Below are 17,684 nucleotides of genomic sequence, written 5' to 3' on the forward strand. Positions count from 1 at the left end.
TTAATTTCAAATCCTTTAATGGGTTAAAAATATTTTATGTCAAAAATTGAAGAAGAATTAAAAAGTAAAATCCTTGTCCTCGATGGAGCAATGGGAACGATGCTGCAACGCTACAATTTCTCAGAAGAAGACTTTCGTGGCGAACGATTTAAAGATTTTCCACATCCATTAAAAGGAAACAACGACTTACTTTCCATTACACAAACCGAAGCGGTAAAAGCAGTACATCGAGCTTATTTCCAATCGGGGGCTGATATTGTAGAAACCAACACTTTTTCCGGAACTACTATCGGAATGGCAGATTATCACCTAGAAGATTTGGTTTACGAACTCAACTATCAATCCGCAAAAATCGCCCGCGAAGTAGCAGTTGAATTCACCGATAAACCTCGTTTTGTTGCCGGTTCAATAGGTCCAACAAACCGAACCGCATCCATGAGTCCGGATGTGAATGACCCAGGATTCCGTGCCGTTACATTTGATGATTTACGGATTGCTTACAAACAACAAGTAGAAGCTCTCATCGATGGAGGTTGTGATGTTTTATTAGTTGAAACCATTTTTGACACATTAAATGCCAAAGCGGCTCTTTTTGCCATTGAAGAGGTAAAAGAAGAAAGAAATCTTGAAATACCAGTTATGGTTTCAGGCACTATTACTGATGCATCGGGACGCACACTTTCGGGTCAAACTGTGGAAGCTTTCTTAATTTCCATTTCACATATTCCACTTTTAAGCATTGGTTTTAATTGTGCATTGGGTGCAGATCAGTTGAAGCCTTACTTAAAACGTTTGGCGATTAATACGCAGTTAAATATTTCAGCTCATCCAAACGCAGGTTTACCTAACGCTTTTGGACACTATGATCAAACACCTGAAGAAATGCAAGCGTTAATCCGTGAATATTTACAAGATAATTTGGTAAATATCATCGGTGGTTGTTGCGGTACAACTCCGGAACACATTAAATTGATTGCTGAAGTGGCCAACGAATTTAAACCCAGACAAATTTAAGAAAAGATATAATGCCTGAATCAGATTGTAAAAAATATTTAAAACTTTCAGGATTGGAACCGTTGATTGTATCTCCGGAATCCAATTTTATTAATGTGGGCGAACGAACCAACGTCACCGGCTCTCGAAAATTTCTTCGCTTAATTAAAGAAGAGAAGTACGATGAAGCTCTCGACATTGCCCGAGCACAAGTGGAAGGAGGAGCTCAAATCATCGACGTGAACATGGATGAAGGAATGTTAGATGGTGTTTATGCTATGACCAAATTCTTAAATTTAATCGCTGCCGAACCTGATATTGCAAGAGTTCCGGTGATGATTGACAGTTCCAAATGGGAAATCATCGAAGCCGGATTAAAAGTAATTCAAGGGAAAGGAGTCGTCAATTCCATTTCCTTAAAAGAAGGTGAATCAACTTTTATCCATCAGGCCAAATTAATCAAACGTTACGGGGCAGCAGTTATCGTAATGGCATTTGACGAAAACGGTCAAGCTGACACCTATGAAAGACGTATCGAAATTTGCAAAAGAAGTTATGATATTTTAGTTGATAAAGTTGGCTTTCCAGCCGAAGACATCATTTTTGACCCCAATATTTTCCCTGTTGCTACAGGAATGGAGGAACATAAATTAAACGCATTAGATTTTTTCAGAGCTACAAAATGGATTCGAGAAAATTTACCGCACGCTAATATTTCAGGCGGAGTAAGTAATGTTTCTTTTTCTTTTCGTGGAAACGACAAAGTGCGTGAAGCGATGCATTCTGCTTTCCTTTATCACGCTATTCAAAATGGAATGACAATGGGAATTGTAAATCCGGAAATGCTCGAGATCTATGATGAAATCGATAAAAAATTATTAGAACATGTTGAAGATGTTTTATTAAATCGAAGAGAAGATGCTACTGAATTGCTTTTGGCTTTAGCCGAGAGTTATAAGGGCGATTTCAAAGTCAATGAAAAAGCCATTCAAGAGTGGCGAAATAGTTCTGTTCAAGAAAGATTAACGCATTCATTAGTCAAGGGAATTGATGAATTCATTGAAATAGATGTGGAAGAAGCCAGAATAAATGCTTCAAAAGCAATCGAAGTCATTGAAATCAATTTAATGGCAGGAATGAATGTCGTAGGCGATTTATTTGGTAGTGGAAAAATGTTTTTACCACAAGTAGTAAAATCGGCTCGTGTAATGAAAAAAGCAGTGGCTTATTTGCTTCCTTTTATTAGCCCCCCAACCCCCAAAGGGGGAGTAAAAACGTCACAATATTGGGCAACTGCAAATCCTTATAATTATGGATTGTTAAAACAGTTTGCTCGAGAAATGAGAAATAAACCAACAGAAGCAGAAAAAATGCTTTGGAATATTTTGTCCAATAAAGGCATTGATGGACACAAATTTAGAAGACAACATATTATAGGAAATTATATTGCTGATTTTATTTGTTTGAAATCAAATTTAATAATTGAAGTTGATGGAAGTAATCATCAGTTACCAGAAAACCAAGCAAGTGATGTTGAAAGAACAAAATGGTTGCTTTCTCAAGGGTATAGAGTTATTAGATTTAAAAATGAAGAAGTGTTGTTTGAAATTGAAAAAGTCATTGAAAGAATATCCGCAAACTTGGTAGCTTCCCCTTCGGGGGCGGGGGGGGCCGGCAAAGTGTTAATGGCAACGGTAAAAGGCGATGTACATGACATTGGTAAAAATATTGTTGCGGTCGTTTTGGCATGCAACAATTTTGAAATCATCGATTTAGGCGTAATGGTTCCGCCCGAAAAAATCATTGAAGCAGCTATACGTGAAAACGTTGATATCATCGGTTTGAGTGGATTAATCACACCGTCATTGGATGAAATGGTTTATTTAGCCAAAGAAATGGATAAGCTAAATATCAAAATCCCAATCATGATTGGCGGCGCAACGACCTCACGTGCTCATACAGCTGTGAAAATAGCACCCGAATATAAAGAAACCGTTGTGCATGTGAATGATGCATCGCGTGCGGTAACTGTTGCAACAAATTTATTGCAGCCGGAAACAAAAAAAGTTTATGCAAAAACGGTTCGCGAGGAGTATGACCAACTGCGGGAAGGTTATTTAAATAGGAGTAGAGAAAAGAATTTCTTATCGATTACTGAAGCAAGAAAAAATAAATTACTACTCGATTGGAAAAATTATCATCCAACGAAACCCAATTTTATTGGGACCAAAGTTGTTGATGTTGAATTATCCGAATTAGTCGATTTTATCGATTGGACACCCTTTTTCCAATCGTGGGAATTATTCGGAAAATATCCGGCTATTTTAACTGATGAAGTGGTTGGAGAACAAGCTACTCATTTATTTTCAGATGCTCGAAAAATGTTGGAACAAATCGTCAATGAAAAATGGCTTACCGCTAAAGGAATTCTAGGAATTTTTCCCGCGAATTCAATTAATGATGATGATATAGAAGCTAGTCTTCCATCTTCCATCTTCCATCTTCTTACTTTACGCCAACAAAGTTTGAAAACCGCTGGTGTACCAAATATTGCTCTTGCCGATTTCATCGCCCCGAAAGAGTCTGAAATCCAAGATTACATCGGCTGTTTTTGTGTCACAACCGGTTTTGGTGTGGATGAAAAAGCATCAGAATTTGAAAACCAATTAGACGACTATAATTCTATTTTAGTAAAAGCTTTGGGCGACCGACTGGCAGAAGCTTTTGCTGAATATTTACATCTAAAAGTGCGAAAAGAAATTTGGGGTTATGCCTCTAATGAAAAATTATCCAATGAGGATTTAATCAAAGAAAACTACACAGGAATCCGTCCTGCTCCGGGCTATCCTGCATGTCCGGATCATTTGGAAAAACCAACCATTTGGAAACTATTAAATGTAGAAGAAAAAATAGGTGTAAAACTGACCGAAAGTATGGCCATGTGGCCCGCATCATCGGTTTCAGGCTATTATTTTGCTCATCCGGAAAGCAAATATTTCGGATTAGGAAAAATCAAAAAAGACCAAGTAGAAGATTACGCAAAACGAAGAAATATTAGTGTAGAAATGGCGATGAAATGGCTTTCGCCGAATATAAGCCCCTCCTAACCTCCCCGAAGGGGAGGAGTCCTAAAATTGAAAAATGAATATTAATTTAATAAAACTGATTACCCGCTTCAGTCACCCCTCCTTTGGAGGGGAAGGGGGAGGCTCATGAAAGTAACCCAACATATCGAAAACGCCAACGGTAAACCCTTATTTTCTTTTGAAATTTTACCTCCTTTGAAAGGTCAAAATATTCAATCTATTTTTGATTCAATTGATCCTTTGATGGAATTTAATCCACCTTTTATTGATGTAACCTATCATCGGGAGGAATATGAATTCAAGGAATTACCAAGCGGATTATTACAAAAGAAAATTGTAAAAAAACGCCCCGGAACGGTTGGAATTTGTGCAGGAATTCAAAATAAATATGGTGTAGATGCCATTCCGCATATTTTGTGTGGCGGTTTTACCAAAGAAGACACGGAAAATTTATTAATCGATTTAGATTTTCTAGGAATCGACAATGTAGTAGCCCTTCGTGGCGATGCGTTGAAAAATGAAACCTACTTTAGACCTGAAAAAGAAGGAAATGAATATGCAACAGAATTGGTGTCACAAATCAGTAATTTGAATAATGGGATTTACTTGGATGAAGATTTAAAAAATTCAGCTAAAACTAATTTTTGTATTGGTGTGGCAGGTTATCCTGAAAAACACATGGAGGCACCAAGTTTAGACAGTGATATTCACTTTTTGAAACAAAAAATCAAAAATGGAGCTGATTATGTCATTACACAAATGTTTTTTGACAACAACAGATTTTTCGATTTTGTTAAAAAATGCAGAGCAGCAGGTATTACTGTGCCAATTATTCCGGGTTTAAAACCGATTGCTACCAAAAAACAATTGAATTTAATTCCGCATCGCTTCAGTATTGAATTGCCGGATGATTTAATAATGGCTATTGTAAAAGCCAAAGATAATGAGGATGTTAAACAAATTGGTATAGAATGGTGTTTGCAACAAAGTAAAGAATTAGTGGCGGCTGGAATTCCGGTGTTGCATTATTATTCGATGGGGAAAGCAGAAAATATCAAATCCATCGCAAAAGAAATTTTTTAATTCATAACTCGAGCATTAGAATGCTTTTAAATTTCCGAACCAAAAATATTCTGTTATATTTGTCGGAATTACTTTTAGAATGAGGAAATTTTATTTTGTATTGCTGCTTTTTTCGGCATCTCTTTTAGCTCAGGAAAAAACAGAGACTATGGCATTGGATGTGAATTATTTTACAGGTAATGTAATGCCTCATACGGATGATTTACAGCATTTTCTAAATGGTCATCCGGATGGTGTTTTAGTTAGCTTGTACAAAAAAACATACGGCTACGAAGAATGGGAAAGAGAATTTGACTTTCCGGATTATGGAGCTTATTTTATTTATCAGGACTTTAAAAATGATATTTTAGGTAAAGTTTATGGTGTTGGAGCTCAATATCATTTCTATTTTTTGAATAGAAAAGTATATTTCAAAATAGGGGAGGGAATTGCATATACAACCAAACCTCACGATAAAGAAACCAATAGTAAAAATTCAGCATTTGGGTCTAGATTTGTAGCCAATACTAATTTTGCAATAAATTACAAAACACGTCTTTTTGATAAGGTTGATTTTCAAGCCGGATTTCTATTTACTCATTTTTCAAATGGAAGAATTAAGTCTCCTAATAGTGGGGTCAATTCATATGCAATTAATGTTGGCCTTTCTTATAATTTTGAGGAACCATTAGAAAAACAAATTGATACCCTTCCAAAAGTTAAATTTACGGAACCAATTAAATATAATGTTGTTTTACGAACGGGTATGAGTGAAAGCCCAATAATTGCTAGTGGTCAAAAGCCATTTTTTCACGTTGGCTTTTATGCTGACAAACGATTAAGCAGAAAAAGTGCTATTCAACTAGGGACAGAAATTTTCTTGACATATTCGTATAAAGAATTTATAAAATACCAATCAATTGCTTATCCTGAAGAGAATGTAACAACCGATACAGATTTTAAAAGAGGAGGTATTTTCGTTGGATATGAATTATTTATTAACCGAATTTCGCTCGAAGCACAATTAGGCTTTTATGTTTATCAACCTTATAAATCGGACATTCCTGTTTATGATCGGCTAGGAATGAAATACTATATAACTAAAAAAATATATACAGGATTATCGGTAAAAACTCATATTTTTTTAGCAGAAGCGATGGAATTTGTTGTTGGTGTAAGATTATAATTTATGAAAAAAATATTTTTTATCAGTGTTGTTTCATTTTTACTTTTCAGTTGTGAAAAACCCGGAGAATGTATAAAATCAACCGGTCAAATGGTTACAAAGGAAATCCCGGCGACGCCATTTGATGTGATTTATGTTTATGCCGGCATTGGTTTAGTAGTTAAAGAAGGGCCCGAATATAAAGTTGAAATTCGTTCAGGTGAAAATTTGATTGATGATATTTCAGCTGTTTTTCAAGAGAATGTATTGACATTTAGAGATAATACAACTTGTAATTGGGTACGCGATTATGGGGAAACCACAGTTTTTATAACTGCTCCAAATATTGTTGAAATTCACTCGAGAACCGAACAGGAAATTAAATCGGATGGAATAATTACTTTCCCAATTTTACGGCTTATTTCAATGGATTTAAGTGAAGGTGCCGGAACAGGTGATTTTATCTTTCAACTTGATAACGGACAATTAGTGATCGAGAATAATAATGTTTCGAGGTTTTATATTTCCGGAAAGACACAAGAGGCCTTACTCAATTTTTATGATGGAAATGGTCGGATTGAAGCACTAAATTTGGAAATAAAAAACGTGCAACTATTTCATCGTGGTTCAAATGACATGCATATTAATCCAATTGAAAGTGTCGAAGGAGAGCTATTCAGTACCGGTAATTTAGTGCTTTATAATACACCACCAATGGTAAATGTAATACAACATTATTACGGTAAACTTATTTATAATTAATAATTATTTTGTCTTTTCTCTGAAAATCTGCTCTAAGTTTTTGCTTTTCAAATTCAATTGCAAGGTTTTTAAACAATTTTCATTTGCAAAATCAAATAATTTAGAACGCATATCTTCAGCAGAGATAAAGGTTAATTCCCAAATTAAATCATGTGTATTTGTAGCCGATTTAAAATTTGGCAACATAGCCAATAATTCAGTTGAAACAGCTTTGTCAAATTCTACTTCAATCACTTGTTCCTGTTCTTCTGAAATAAGTTTATCCAGTTTTTTATCCGTCACAATTTTTCCGTGATTAATAATAATCACACGGTCGCAAATGGCTTCCACTTCCTGCATGATATGCGTAGAAAGAAAAACGGTTTTGTCTTTTCCGATATTCTTAATAAGTTCTCGGATTTCTACTAATTGATTTGGATCTAAACCTGTTGTAGGCTCATCTAAAATCAAAACATCAGGATTATGTAATAGTGCCGTGGCTAATCCAACCCTTTGACGGTAACCTTTTGACAATTGACCTATCTTTTTATTGCTTTCTGGAGTCAATCCGGTTAATTCAATCACTTCTTGGATTCGGGATTTATCAATTTTATACACATCCGCATTAAAGGCTAAATATTCACGGACATATAAGTCTAAATATAACGGATTGTGTTCCGGCAAATAACCGACTATTCTCTGAACTTCTTTTTTAGAGGAAATAACATCTAAGCCGTTTACAGAAGCACTTCCTTCATCAGCTGTGATATACGTTGTCAAAATCTTCATTAAAGTAGATTTTCCGGCACCATTTGGACCTAAAAAGCCAACAATTTCTCCGTTTTTTACAGAAAATGAAATGTTGTCCAATGCTTTTTGATCTCCATAAATTTTAGAAATATTTTTGACTTCAATAGACATAATTACAAATTTACAGCAAAAGTATAGTTTTTTATTTAACTCATTTTTTTTCAGAAAAGTATTTTTGTTAGAATATTTCCCTATATTAGCAAAACTAAATCACAACATAAAGATGATTTCACACAACACGTTTTATTATACTAACTTCTTTTATTTTTTCTTTGGGAAAAAGGCGGGATTGGCATTGTGTTATGTAAGGTAAATTTTTTAATTCAAAACAATATAAATCCCGATTCATTGAGTCGGGATTTTTTTTTCCAAATATGATTACAAAAATTGTAATTCAAGGCATCAAAGGTTCATTTCATCATCAGGTGGCAGAAAATTATTTTTCTGAGTCTATTGATTTGGAAGAATGCATGTCGTTTGAAAAATTAGTCAAAAATGTCATCAATGATAAGTCAAGCAAAGGTATTATGGCTCTCGAAAATTCCATTGCCGGATCTATTATTCCAAATTATGCTTTAATCGATGCTAATAATTTGCATATTATTGGAGAATATTATTTAGACATTCATCACAATCTTTTAGCGTTAAAAGGTCAAACGATTCAGGATATAACAGAAGTTCAATCACACCCGATGGCTTTGCTACAGTGTGCTGTTTTCTTTTCGAATTATCCGCACATAAAATTAATTGAAAGTAGTGATACCGCTGAAACAGCCAAACGCATTCAAGAACAAAAGTTGGCTGGAGTTGCCGCCATTGCGAGTAAAAAAGCGGCAGAATTATATGATTTGGAAATAATGGAAAACGGTATTCACACTGTAAAAAATAATACGACACGTTTTGTTATTGTAAAATCGATTAATAAAGAAATTCCGAAAAATGAAATCAACAAAGCTTCTCTTAAATTTGAATTGGAAGATAAACCCGGCAACTTAGCAATTGTTTTGAAAATGATTTACGACTGCCAATTGAATATGACTAAAATACAATCGTTACCAATCATTGAAACACCTTTTCAATATTCATTTTTTATCGACGTGGTTTTTGAAAAATATGAATTTTATGAACATGCAAAAAGAAATTTAAAACAAATGACTAGACATTTTAAAGTATTAGGTGAATATAAATATGCCCGACTATGATAACAACAGCAGAACGTTTGAATTCGGTTCAAGAATATTATTTTTCTAAAAAGTTGCGAGAAGTCAATCAACTGATTTCCGAGGGAAAACCGATTATTAATATGGGAATCGGAAGTCCGGATTTGTTGCCACATAGTTCTGTGGTCAATGCTATTCAAAATTCGATGAACGATAAAAAAGCTCACGAATACCAAAGCTATCAGGGTTTGCCGGAATTACGTAAAGCAATGGCCATATTCTATCAAAATCAATTTAATGTTTCGATGGATTTTGCTTCAGAAGTTTTGCCTTTAATGGGTTCAAAAGAAGGAATAATGCACGTTTCAATGGCTTTTTTGAATAAATTAGATGAGGTTTTAATTCCGAATCCGGGCTATCCGACTTACGCAGCCGTAACCGAATTAGTTCAAGCAAAACCCATTTATTATGATTTATTAGAAGAGAATAATTGGCTTCCCGATTTTGAAGCTCTCGAAAAATTAGATTTATCCAAAGTCAAAATCATGTGGGTTTGTTATCCGCACATGCCAACTGGAGTGAATACCACGATGGAAGTTTTTGAAAAATTAATTACTTTCGGGAAAAAATACCACATTTTAATTGTTAATGATAATCCGTATAGTTTTGTTTTAAATGACAATCCGATATCGATTCTTCAAGTGGAAGGAGCAAAAGATGTAGCAATGGAACTCAATTCCTTGAGCAAATCATTCAATATTTCAGGTTGGCGAGTGGGAATGATTTTGGGTAAAAATGAATTTATTTCCGCCGTTTTAAAAGTCAAAAGCAATATGGATAGCGGTATGTTTTATGGCATTCAAAAAGGAGCAATCGAAGCATTAAGGTTGGATAAAAATTGGTTTGAAAGTCAAAATGAGGTCTATTCAAAAAGAAGAAATATACTTTTTGAATTGGTTGAAAAATTAGGTTGTTCATATGATAAAAAAAGTGTGGGATTATTCATTTGGGCGAAACTTCCAAAAGGCTCCCTTTCATCCGAAGCATTTGTCGATGAAATTTTGATTGAAAAGAACGTTTTCATTACACCTGGAACAATTTTTGGCAGTAATGGCGAAGGATATATTCGATTTTCGTTGTGTATTGAAGAAGAAAAAATTAAAGAAGCTCTAGCACGATTTTAAGATGAAAATATATATAGTAGGTTTAGGATTAATTGGCGGTTCAATGGCTTTGGACATTCAACGATTATATGAAAATGCTGTGATTGTTGGAATTGATTCAAATGAAAATCATCTCAACGAAGCTTTATCATTAGGATTAGTTCATCAAAAAGGTGAATTTGACGATGGCTTTGATGGTGATTTTGTCATTTTGGCTGTTCCGGTTGATGTGGCTTTAGTACTTTTGCCTAAAATTTTGGATATCATTTCAGAAAATACGATTGTTATTGACGTAGGTTCAACCAAAAAACCGATTTGTGATACAGTGGAAAATCATCCCAAAAGAGACAGTTTTTTAGCCACACATCCCATCGCAGGAACCGAATTTTCTGGACCAAAAGCAGCAATCGAAAATTTATTTGAAGACAAAGTGAATATTCTATGCGAAATTGAAAAAACATCCCATAAAAAAAAGGAAAAAGCATTAGAATTATTCCGAAATTTGAAGATGCGAATTCGCTATATGGAACCAAAATCACACGACAAACACATTGCTTATGTGTCACATTTGTCACACATCAGTTCGTTTATGCTTGGAAAAACTGTCATCGAAAAAGAAAAAGACGAAAAAGATATTTTTGATATGGCCGGAAGCGGATTTGAAAGTACTGTTCGATTAGCTAAAAGTTCCCCTGCAATGTGGACACCGATTTTTAAACAAAATAAAAAACAAATTATCAAATCATTAGAGGAATACATCGCCAATTTATCATCCTTTAAATTTTTCTTAGAATCGGATGACTATGAAGCCATTTCTAATGAAATGAAAAACACAAACAGAATTAAAGAAATTTTAAAATAAAAGTTTGTCTGTTGTCTTTTGTCCGTTATACGGCAACAGACAACGTATAACCGACAACCGAAACTATGGAAAACGACAAAAATTTAAAAAATTGGCTAACCGATTTTCAATTACAACATCCGTTAGTAATTGCCGGTCCATGCAGTGCAGAAACCGAAGTACAAGTGTTAAAAATTGCTCACGAATTAAAAGATTCCGATGTAAGTATTTTTCGAGCGGGAATCTGGAAACCACGAACCAGACCCGGCGGATTTGAAGGAGTTGGAGCAATTGGTTTAAAATGGTTGCTAAAAGCAAAAGCTGAAACCGGATTACTCATGGCTATTGAAGTGGCTAATGCCAATCATGTGCAGTTAGCACTTGAACATGATATTGATGTATTGTGGATTGGAGCACGAACAACTGTAAACCCTTTTGCTGTTCAAGAAATAGCGGATGCATTAAAAAATACGGATAAAATTGTATTATTGAAAAATCCAGTAAATCCCGATTTGTCTTTGTGGATTGGCGGATTGGAACGTTTGTACAATGCCAATATCAAAAAATTAGGTGTAATTCACCGGGGATTTTCTACCTATGATAAAACAAAATACCGCAATAATCCAGAATGGCAAATAGCTATCGATTTGCAAAATAAATTTCCTGATTTGCCCTTGATTTGTGATCCTTCACACATTACGGGTCGGCGAGATATGATTCAAGAAGTATCACAACAGGCACTCGATTTAAATTACGACGGATTAATCATTGAAACACATATTGATCCTGATAATGCTTGGAGTGATGTGGCTCAGCAAGTGACACCAACTGTTTTAAAACAAATTTTTAAAGAGTTAAAAGTTCGAAAAACAACTGATGAAGCCGATGAATTTAATCAACAAATGAATCAATTGCGAACACAAATTGACGATTTTGATCGTAAGTTATTAGAAACCTTAGGAAGCAGAATGAAAATTGCGGATAAAATCGGAGTACTGAAAAAAGAAAAAAATGTGGCTGTTTTACAAAACAAACGGTGGCAGGAATTATTGGAAAAAATGATTTTAGATGGTAGCCAAAAAGGGTTAAGCGAAGAGTTTATTATTCATTTATTCAAAGCAATTCACCAAGAAAGTATCAGTCACCAAGAAAAGATTATCAATTCCTGATTCCCTAAAACTCGTATATTTGCTTCATGACAGGAATCGTTTATAAATCTACAGGAAGTTGGTATACCGTTAAGGCCGATAATAATCAAATCTATGTTTGTCGGATTAAGGGTAAATTCCGCATGAAAGGAATTAAAAGCACAAATCCAATTGCAGTAGGGGATGTAGTTGATTTTGAAATTGACGAAACTTCCGATGCTATTACCGGTTCCATTCATCATATTCATGATAGAAAAAATTATATTGTACGAAAATCAGTCAATCTTTCTAAACAAACACACATCATTGCTTCGAACATTGATATTGTTTTTTTGATTGTTACTATCAATAACCCAATTACCACTACAAGTTTTATTGACCGATTTTTAGTTACTGCTGAAGCCTATCATATCAAAGCAGTGTTGCTTTTTAATAAGATTGACACTTTTGATGAGGCCATGTCGGATGAACAATTATTTTTACAACATGTTTATACTCAAATTGGATATGATTGTTTGCGGGTTTCTGCAAAAAACGGAAAAGGATTAGACAAATTAAAAGAAATGATGCAAGGGAAAGTTTGTATGTTTTCCGGTCATTCCGGTGTTGGTAAATCCACTTTAGTAAATGCCTTGGAACCAACATTGAATTTAAAAACCAAAGAAATATCTGATTTACACCAGCAAGGACAACACACAACAACTTTTGCTGAAATGTTTGATTTGACTTTTGGATCTAAAATAATCGATACTCCAGGAATTCGCGGTTTTGGAATTGTAGATATGGAAAAACAGGAAATAAAAGGTTATTTTCCTGAGTTTTTTAAGTTGGAAGACCAATGTAAATTCAACAATTGTTTGCACAAAGAGGAACCGAATTGTGCCATCAAAAAAGCATTAGAAGAAGACAAAATTGCCTGGTCCCGTTACAGAAGTTACCTTCAAATTTTGGAAGGCGACGAAGAACAATACCGTAACGATATTTATGCTGAGGGACGAAATTTGGATTTAGAGTAACCTTTTCCCATCACCCAAAAAATGAAAACAGTCCTCCAAAGAGTTTCAAAATCTTCTGTTACTATTGATGAAAAAATTGTTGCTTCCATTCAAAAAGGAATAGTAATTCTTTTGGGAATTGAAGAATCTGATACGAATGAAGATATTGAATGGCTTTCGTTAAAAATTGTAAACCTCAGAATTTTTGATGATGCTAATGGTGTGATGAATCTTTCGGTTAAAGAAATTTCAGGAGAGCTTATTGTTGTTAGTCAATTTACACTTCATGCTTCAACCAAAAAAGGGAATAGACCCAGTTATATAAAAGCAGCAAAACCCGAAATTGCCATTCCGCTTTATGAAAAATTCATACATCAAATTACACTTGATTTAGGCAAAAATGTTCAAACCGGTCAGTTTGGGGCTGATATGAAAGTGGGACTTATTAACGATGGGCCTGTGACAATTATAATAGATACAAAAAATAAAGAATAATATTTTTTTTATATCAGAATTCTTATATTTGTAAACCACAATTTCCGAAAACATAACAATTTATTTTTTATCATAGGCGAAGAATTTCTTGGCCTAATCTATCTATTTTTATCATGAAATTTAAAACCGGAATTATTTTTTTTCTGCTATTCGCCTATTCAAATATATTTTCACAAGCTATTACAGACTTTCTGATTTCGAAAGAATTGTCAGAAAATGCAAATGCTATAGTCAAAGAATCAAAAGAAAAATTAGAAATTATAAACTCTAAAAAAATGGTTTATCAGGTTTCTAAAAAAATTATTGTTCTGAATGAAAATGGGGATGAAGCGGCAGCATCTTATATTTATTATAATAACGAAAGAAATATCAATACACTCGAAGTAAAAGTGTATAATATGATGGGGAATGAAATAAAAAAAATAAAAAAATCAGATTTTAAAGATGTTGCTTCTCAAGATGGATTTTCATTACAACAAGATGGTAGAATAAAATATGCTGATTATACCGCCACAACGTATCCTTATTTGTTACACTTTACTTATTCCTATGAAACATCAGATACTGCTTTTTTACCTCGCTGGACACCATTTGACGATTATTTAGTAAGTGTTGAAAACGCCAGTATGGAAGTGATTTATGACCCATCGGTAGGTTTTAGAAAATCTGAAAAGAATTTTGAAGGTTATACAATTCAAAAAGCAGAAACATCAAATTCAATAAAATATACACTTTCCAATTTGCTGGCTCAAAAAAGGGAGCCTTATGGTTTATCGCCTGATGAATATTTTCCAAAAGTATTTTTCGCTTTGAATCATTTTTCCCTGAAAGGTTATGAAGGAACAGCTTCTACTTGGAAAGAATTAGGCGAATGGTTTTATGAAAAACTGTATAAATCACAAACCGAATTATCTCCTGAAACAGTCACAAAAATCAAACAACTTACCGCAAATGCGGCTACAGATGAGGAAAAGGCTAGTATTGTTTATCAATATGTGCAAGATAAAACAAGATATGTTTCTATTCAATTAGGAATTGGAGGTTGGCAACCTATGTTAGCTAAAGATGTTGACCGTCTTGGGTATGGGGATTGTAAAGCACTTACTAATTATACATATTCATTGTTAAAAGCAGTTGGAGTTACATCCTATCACACTGTTATTCAAAACGATATTTATAAATATAATTTTGATGAAGACTTTCCAATTATTCAAGGGAATCATATGATTTTATGTATTCCGGCGAAAGATAATATTTGGGTAGAATGTACTAGTCAAAAAAATGCTTTAGGCTACATTGGAAGATCAAACGAAGACAGAAAAGTGTTGATAGTAACCCCGGAAGGAGGTCAAATCGTGACTACAAAAAAATATTTGACGAAAGACAACCAACAAATAACTAAAGCAAAAGGTAAATTAGATATTTCAGGCACGCTTCAAGTCAACATGAATAGGTCTTTTCAAGGTTCACAAATAGATTTTAGAACACATTTAGAATCAAAAACACCTAGAGAGCAAGAAGAATATTATAGAAAAGTTTGGGATTATTATAATTCCTTAAAAATAAAATCTTACTCAACTCAAAGAAGCCAAGATAAATCAACATGGGAAGAACAATTCGATTTAGAAATTGAAAAATATACTTCTGTTTTAGGGAATCGTTATCTCATCCCATTAAATGTTTTTAGTAGAGATGTCTCTATTCCTGATAAAACAAGAAGCAGAAAACAGCCGCTTAAAATTTTAAGAGGTTATGTTGATTCGGACGAAATAGAAATTGAAATTCCGGATGGTTTTACAATTGAAGCTTTGCCGGAACCGGTTCTAATTCAAAATAAATTTGGTTCTTATGAGGCTAAAGTAACCATGAAAAATAATATAATGCAATACAGCAGAAAAATACAAATCAATGAAGGTGACTATTCTAAAGAGGATTATTTGCTTTACAGAGATTTTATGACAGAGATAAATAAATTAGATAATAGTAAAGCATCCTTAATCTTTAAATAACAAAACGCATGAAAACAGTAATTTTAGTAGTATTTCTAGTTGTTTTTCAAACAATGAATTTTGCACAGGAACTCAAATTTGGTAAAGTATCAAAAGAAGAACTTGAGCAATCAAAACATCCGTTAGAATCAGATGCAACAGCAACAATTTTATATAAAAAACATTCGGTACGGTACACTTATGATGAAAACAAAGGGTTTATTCAAATTAGAGAAATTTGGTATAGAATTAAAATCTACAGCCAAGAAGGGTTTGAATATGCTACTCATGAAGATAGGTTTTATAATAACGGAAACACAAGGGAAACTGCATCACGTGTAGATGGTACAACTTATAATGTTGAAGGTGGTAAAATCGTTGAAACCAAGTTAAAAAAAGAACAAGTATTTGAAAATAAAATCAATAATTTTTTAACAGAGTTAAAATTCACAATGCCTAACATTAAACCAGGTTCTATAGTAGAATTTAAATATGAAATATCCTCACCTTTCAATCAAAGTATGGATGAAATAGGATGTCAATATGAAATACCGGTAAAAGAATTAGAAATTAAAATTTCAATTCCTCAATATTATACTTTTAAACCAAATGTTAAAGGATATTATCAGCTTGATTTAAAAAAATCATCTGAACAGGAAACGGTAACATCAGTCAGTTTTGAAAGATCAGAAGGTTCTGGAAGACAATCAAAAGCAGTTTCAGATAAATTTACCTATACAAACAATGTATATAGTGTAAAAAAATCGAATATTCCATCAATGAAAGCTGAACCTTATGTGGATAATATTAATAATTATAGAGCTTCTTTTAATATGGAAATTTTAGGGAGACAATTTCCCGGTGAACCTTATAAAAGTTACTCTCAAACATGGAATGACGTTGTAAATTCAATTTTTCTAAGTGATAATTTTGGTGGTGAATTGAAAAAGAAAAACTATTTTGAAGAAGATTTAAATAAAGTTATTGGTTCGATAACTGACCAAAATGAAAAATTGGCAATAATTCTAGAGTTTTGTAAAAGCAAAATTAAATGGAATGAATTTTATAGTATCTATTCCCGAGATGGAGTAAAAGAAGCCTATAAAACAGGAGTTGGAAATGTAGCTGATATTAATTTGAATTTAATTAACATGCTCAACTATGCCGGGTTTACTGCAAATCCGGTATTAGTAAGCACCAAAAGTCACGGCATACCTTTATTTCCAACCCGAGAAGGATTTAATTATGTTATCGCCGGGGTTGAATTAAATGGTAATTTGTACTTATTAGATGCTACTGATAAATTTTCAACAGTAAATATACTTCCCGAAAGAGCCATCAATTGGACAGGTCGTTTAATAAAAAAATCAGGAGAATATGAAGAAGTTTCTCTTTTTCCAAAAATTGTATCACAAGAAAATTGTATCGTTAGTATTTCTATAAAAGAAGATACTAAAATTTCCGGAAAGCGAAGAGCTCAATTAACTTCCTATTTAGCAAAACAATTTCGTGAAAAATATGTAAATGTGAACAAAGAAAATTATCTTGAAAAACTTGAAAATAAATACAATGGATTTGATGTTTCAAATCATGAAGTGACAAACGATAAAGAATTATATCAACCGGTTTCTGAAACTTATGATTTTGAAATGGCTAATGCGGCCGATAAAATTGGAAATACAATTGTTTTTTCACCCATGTTTTTTCTGGCTACGATCACCAATCCGTTTAAGTCAGAAACACGAGAATATCCTATTGATTTTGTGTTTCCTGTAAAATCGAGAAGTACATTCACAGTCAATATTCCTGAAGGTTATATGATCGAAAGTATTCCTTCACCCATAAATATTGCTATGCCGGAAGGTTTGGGAAGTTACCGTTATACCATTCAAAAAACAGATACTTCAGTTCAATTAGTTGTTCAATATGAAATTAATGTTGCTTACATTGCCCAAACCTATTATGATGAAGTAAAAGATTTTTTTAAGCAAATTGTTGATAAAGAGGCAGAGAAAGTAGTCTTAAAAAAATTATAGT

At 33.5% G+C, this 17,684-nt stretch carries 14 protein-coding genes; 13 read left to right on the plus strand and 1 reads right to left on the minus strand.

From position 1 onward, the window contains the following. Nucleotides 1–36 precede the first annotated feature (36 nt). The 5 genes from ACIQ2Z_RS02760 (at nucleotide 37) to ACIQ2Z_RS02780 (ending at nucleotide 7,068) form a co-directional block, all read left to right on the plus strand. Nucleotides 37–1,014, plus strand: coding sequence for a homocysteine S-methyltransferase family protein (locus ACIQ2Z_RS02760; protein ID WP_396182639.1), 978 nt, complete (start codon nucleotides 37–39; stop codon nucleotides 1,012–1,014). An 11-nt stretch (nucleotides 1,015–1,025) separates the two neighbouring features. Continuing rightward, entirely contained in the window at nucleotides 1,026–4,100 is a 3,075-nt protein-coding gene (locus ACIQ2Z_RS02765) for a vitamin B12 dependent-methionine synthase activation domain-containing protein (RefSeq protein WP_396182640.1), read from the plus strand. A gap of 105 nt (nucleotides 4,101–4,205) precedes the next feature. Next, entirely contained in the window at nucleotides 4,206–5,162 is a 957-nt protein-coding gene (gene metF, locus ACIQ2Z_RS02770; RefSeq protein ID WP_396182641.1) for a methylenetetrahydrofolate reductase [NAD(P)H], read from the plus strand. Between the two features lie 79 nt (nucleotides 5,163–5,241). Next, complete coding sequence (locus ACIQ2Z_RS02775; protein WP_396182642.1) at nucleotides 5,242–6,327, plus strand: acyloxyacyl hydrolase; 1,086 nt, start codon at nucleotides 5,242–5,244, stop codon at nucleotides 6,325–6,327. 3 nt (nucleotides 6,328–6,330) lie between these two features. Then, on the plus strand, nucleotides 6,331–7,068 hold the full coding sequence (locus ACIQ2Z_RS02780) for a head GIN domain-containing protein (protein ID WP_396182643.1): 738 nt from the start codon (nucleotides 6,331–6,333) through the stop codon (nucleotides 7,066–7,068). A gap of 3 nt (nucleotides 7,069–7,071) precedes the next feature. Here ACIQ2Z_RS02780 and gldA read toward each other — a convergent pair whose 3' ends face one another. Further along, nucleotides 7,072–7,968: a gliding motility-associated ABC transporter ATP-binding subunit GldA gene (gldA, locus tag ACIQ2Z_RS02785; RefSeq protein ID WP_396182644.1), complete on the minus strand. Its 897-nt coding sequence runs from the start codon at nucleotides 7,966–7,968 to the stop codon at nucleotides 7,072–7,074. Between the two features lie 263 nt (nucleotides 7,969–8,231). Here gldA and ACIQ2Z_RS02790 point away from each other — a divergent pair, with 263 nt between their 5' ends. From ACIQ2Z_RS02790 to ACIQ2Z_RS02825, 8 genes are all read left to right on the plus strand, one after another. Next, nucleotides 8,232–9,059: a prephenate dehydratase gene (locus tag ACIQ2Z_RS02790; protein WP_396182645.1), complete on the plus strand. Its 828-nt coding sequence runs from the start codon at nucleotides 8,232–8,234 to the stop codon at nucleotides 9,057–9,059. Then, a complete protein-coding gene (locus ACIQ2Z_RS02795) occupies nucleotides 9,056–10,201 on the plus strand; it encodes a pyridoxal phosphate-dependent aminotransferase (protein ID WP_396182646.1) in 1,146 nt (381 codons plus the stop codon). The genes ACIQ2Z_RS02790 and ACIQ2Z_RS02795 overlap by 4 nt, the downstream gene beginning before the upstream one ends. A gap of 1 nt (nucleotide 10,202) precedes the next feature. Continuing rightward, the gene (locus ACIQ2Z_RS02800) at nucleotides 10,203–11,042 is read left to right on the plus strand and encodes a prephenate dehydrogenase (protein WP_396182647.1); all 840 of its coding nucleotides are present in this window, start codon (nucleotides 10,203–10,205) and stop codon (nucleotides 11,040–11,042) included. Nucleotides 11,043–11,107: 65 nt separating this feature from the next. Continuing rightward, on the plus strand, nucleotides 11,108–12,190 hold the full coding sequence (locus ACIQ2Z_RS02805) for a chorismate mutase (RefSeq protein WP_396182648.1): 1,083 nt from the start codon (nucleotides 11,108–11,110) through the stop codon (nucleotides 12,188–12,190). A gap of 26 nt (nucleotides 12,191–12,216) precedes the next feature. After that, nucleotides 12,217–13,185 carry a ribosome small subunit-dependent GTPase A gene (gene rsgA, locus ACIQ2Z_RS02810; RefSeq protein ID WP_396182649.1) on the plus strand — a complete coding sequence of 323 codons (969 nt, stop codon included), beginning with the start codon at nucleotides 12,217–12,219 and terminating at the stop codon, nucleotides 13,183–13,185. A 21-nt stretch (nucleotides 13,186–13,206) separates the two neighbouring features. Further along, complete coding sequence (gene dtd, locus ACIQ2Z_RS02815; RefSeq protein WP_396182650.1) at nucleotides 13,207–13,659, plus strand: D-aminoacyl-tRNA deacylase; 453 nt, start codon at nucleotides 13,207–13,209, stop codon at nucleotides 13,657–13,659. A 113-nt stretch (nucleotides 13,660–13,772) separates the two neighbouring features. After that, nucleotides 13,773–15,668 carry a DUF3857 domain-containing protein gene (locus ACIQ2Z_RS02820; RefSeq protein ID WP_396182651.1) on the plus strand — a complete coding sequence of 632 codons (1,896 nt, stop codon included), beginning with the start codon at nucleotides 13,773–13,775 and terminating at the stop codon, nucleotides 15,666–15,668. A gap of 8 nt (nucleotides 15,669–15,676) precedes the next feature. Beyond that, on the plus strand, nucleotides 15,677–17,683 hold the full coding sequence (locus ACIQ2Z_RS02825) for a DUF3857 domain-containing protein (protein WP_396182652.1): 2,007 nt from the start codon (nucleotides 15,677–15,679) through the stop codon (nucleotides 17,681–17,683). The last annotated feature ends 1 nt before the right edge of the window (nucleotide 17,684 follow it).

The organism is Flavobacterium sp., assembly GCF_044361015.1.
Classification (GTDB): domain Bacteria; phylum Bacteroidota; class Bacteroidia; order Flavobacteriales; family Flavobacteriaceae; genus Flavobacterium.

What these genes read in the sequence shown, in the direction of transcription:
- ACIQ2Z_RS02760 (WP_396182639.1), top strand. Translation starts at nt 37, where the DNA reads ATGTCAAAAATTGAAGAAGAATTAAAAAGTAAAATCCTTGTCCTCGAT.
- ACIQ2Z_RS02765 (WP_396182640.1), top strand. Translation starts at nt 1,026, where the DNA reads ATGCCTGAATCAGATTGTAAAAAATATTTAAAACTTTCAGGATTGGAA.
- metF (WP_396182641.1), top strand. Translation starts at nt 4,206, where the DNA reads ATGAAAGTAACCCAACATATCGAAAACGCCAACGGTAAACCCTTATTT.
- ACIQ2Z_RS02775 (WP_396182642.1), top strand. Translation starts at nt 5,242, where the DNA reads ATGAGGAAATTTTATTTTGTATTGCTGCTTTTTTCGGCATCTCTTTTA.
- ACIQ2Z_RS02780 (WP_396182643.1), top strand. Translation starts at nt 6,331, where the DNA reads ATGAAAAAAATATTTTTTATCAGTGTTGTTTCATTTTTACTTTTCAGT.
- gldA (WP_396182644.1), bottom strand. Translation starts at nt 7,968, where the DNA reads ATGTCTATTGAAGTCAAAAATATTTCTAAAATTTATGGAGATCAAAAA.
- ACIQ2Z_RS02790 (WP_396182645.1), top strand. Translation starts at nt 8,232, where the DNA reads ATGATTACAAAAATTGTAATTCAAGGCATCAAAGGTTCATTTCATCAT.
- ACIQ2Z_RS02795 (WP_396182646.1), top strand. Translation starts at nt 9,056, where the DNA reads ATGATAACAACAGCAGAACGTTTGAATTCGGTTCAAGAATATTATTTT.
- ACIQ2Z_RS02800 (WP_396182647.1), top strand. Translation starts at nt 10,203, where the DNA reads ATGAAAATATATATAGTAGGTTTAGGATTAATTGGCGGTTCAATGGCT.
- ACIQ2Z_RS02805 (WP_396182648.1), top strand. Translation starts at nt 11,108, where the DNA reads ATGGAAAACGACAAAAATTTAAAAAATTGGCTAACCGATTTTCAATTA.
- rsgA (WP_396182649.1), top strand. Translation starts at nt 12,217, where the DNA reads ATGACAGGAATCGTTTATAAATCTACAGGAAGTTGGTATACCGTTAAG.
- dtd (WP_396182650.1), top strand. Translation starts at nt 13,207, where the DNA reads ATGAAAACAGTCCTCCAAAGAGTTTCAAAATCTTCTGTTACTATTGAT.
- ACIQ2Z_RS02820 (WP_396182651.1), top strand. Translation starts at nt 13,773, where the DNA reads ATGAAATTTAAAACCGGAATTATTTTTTTTCTGCTATTCGCCTATTCA.
- ACIQ2Z_RS02825 (WP_396182652.1), top strand. Translation starts at nt 15,677, where the DNA reads ATGAAAACAGTAATTTTAGTAGTATTTCTAGTTGTTTTTCAAACAATG.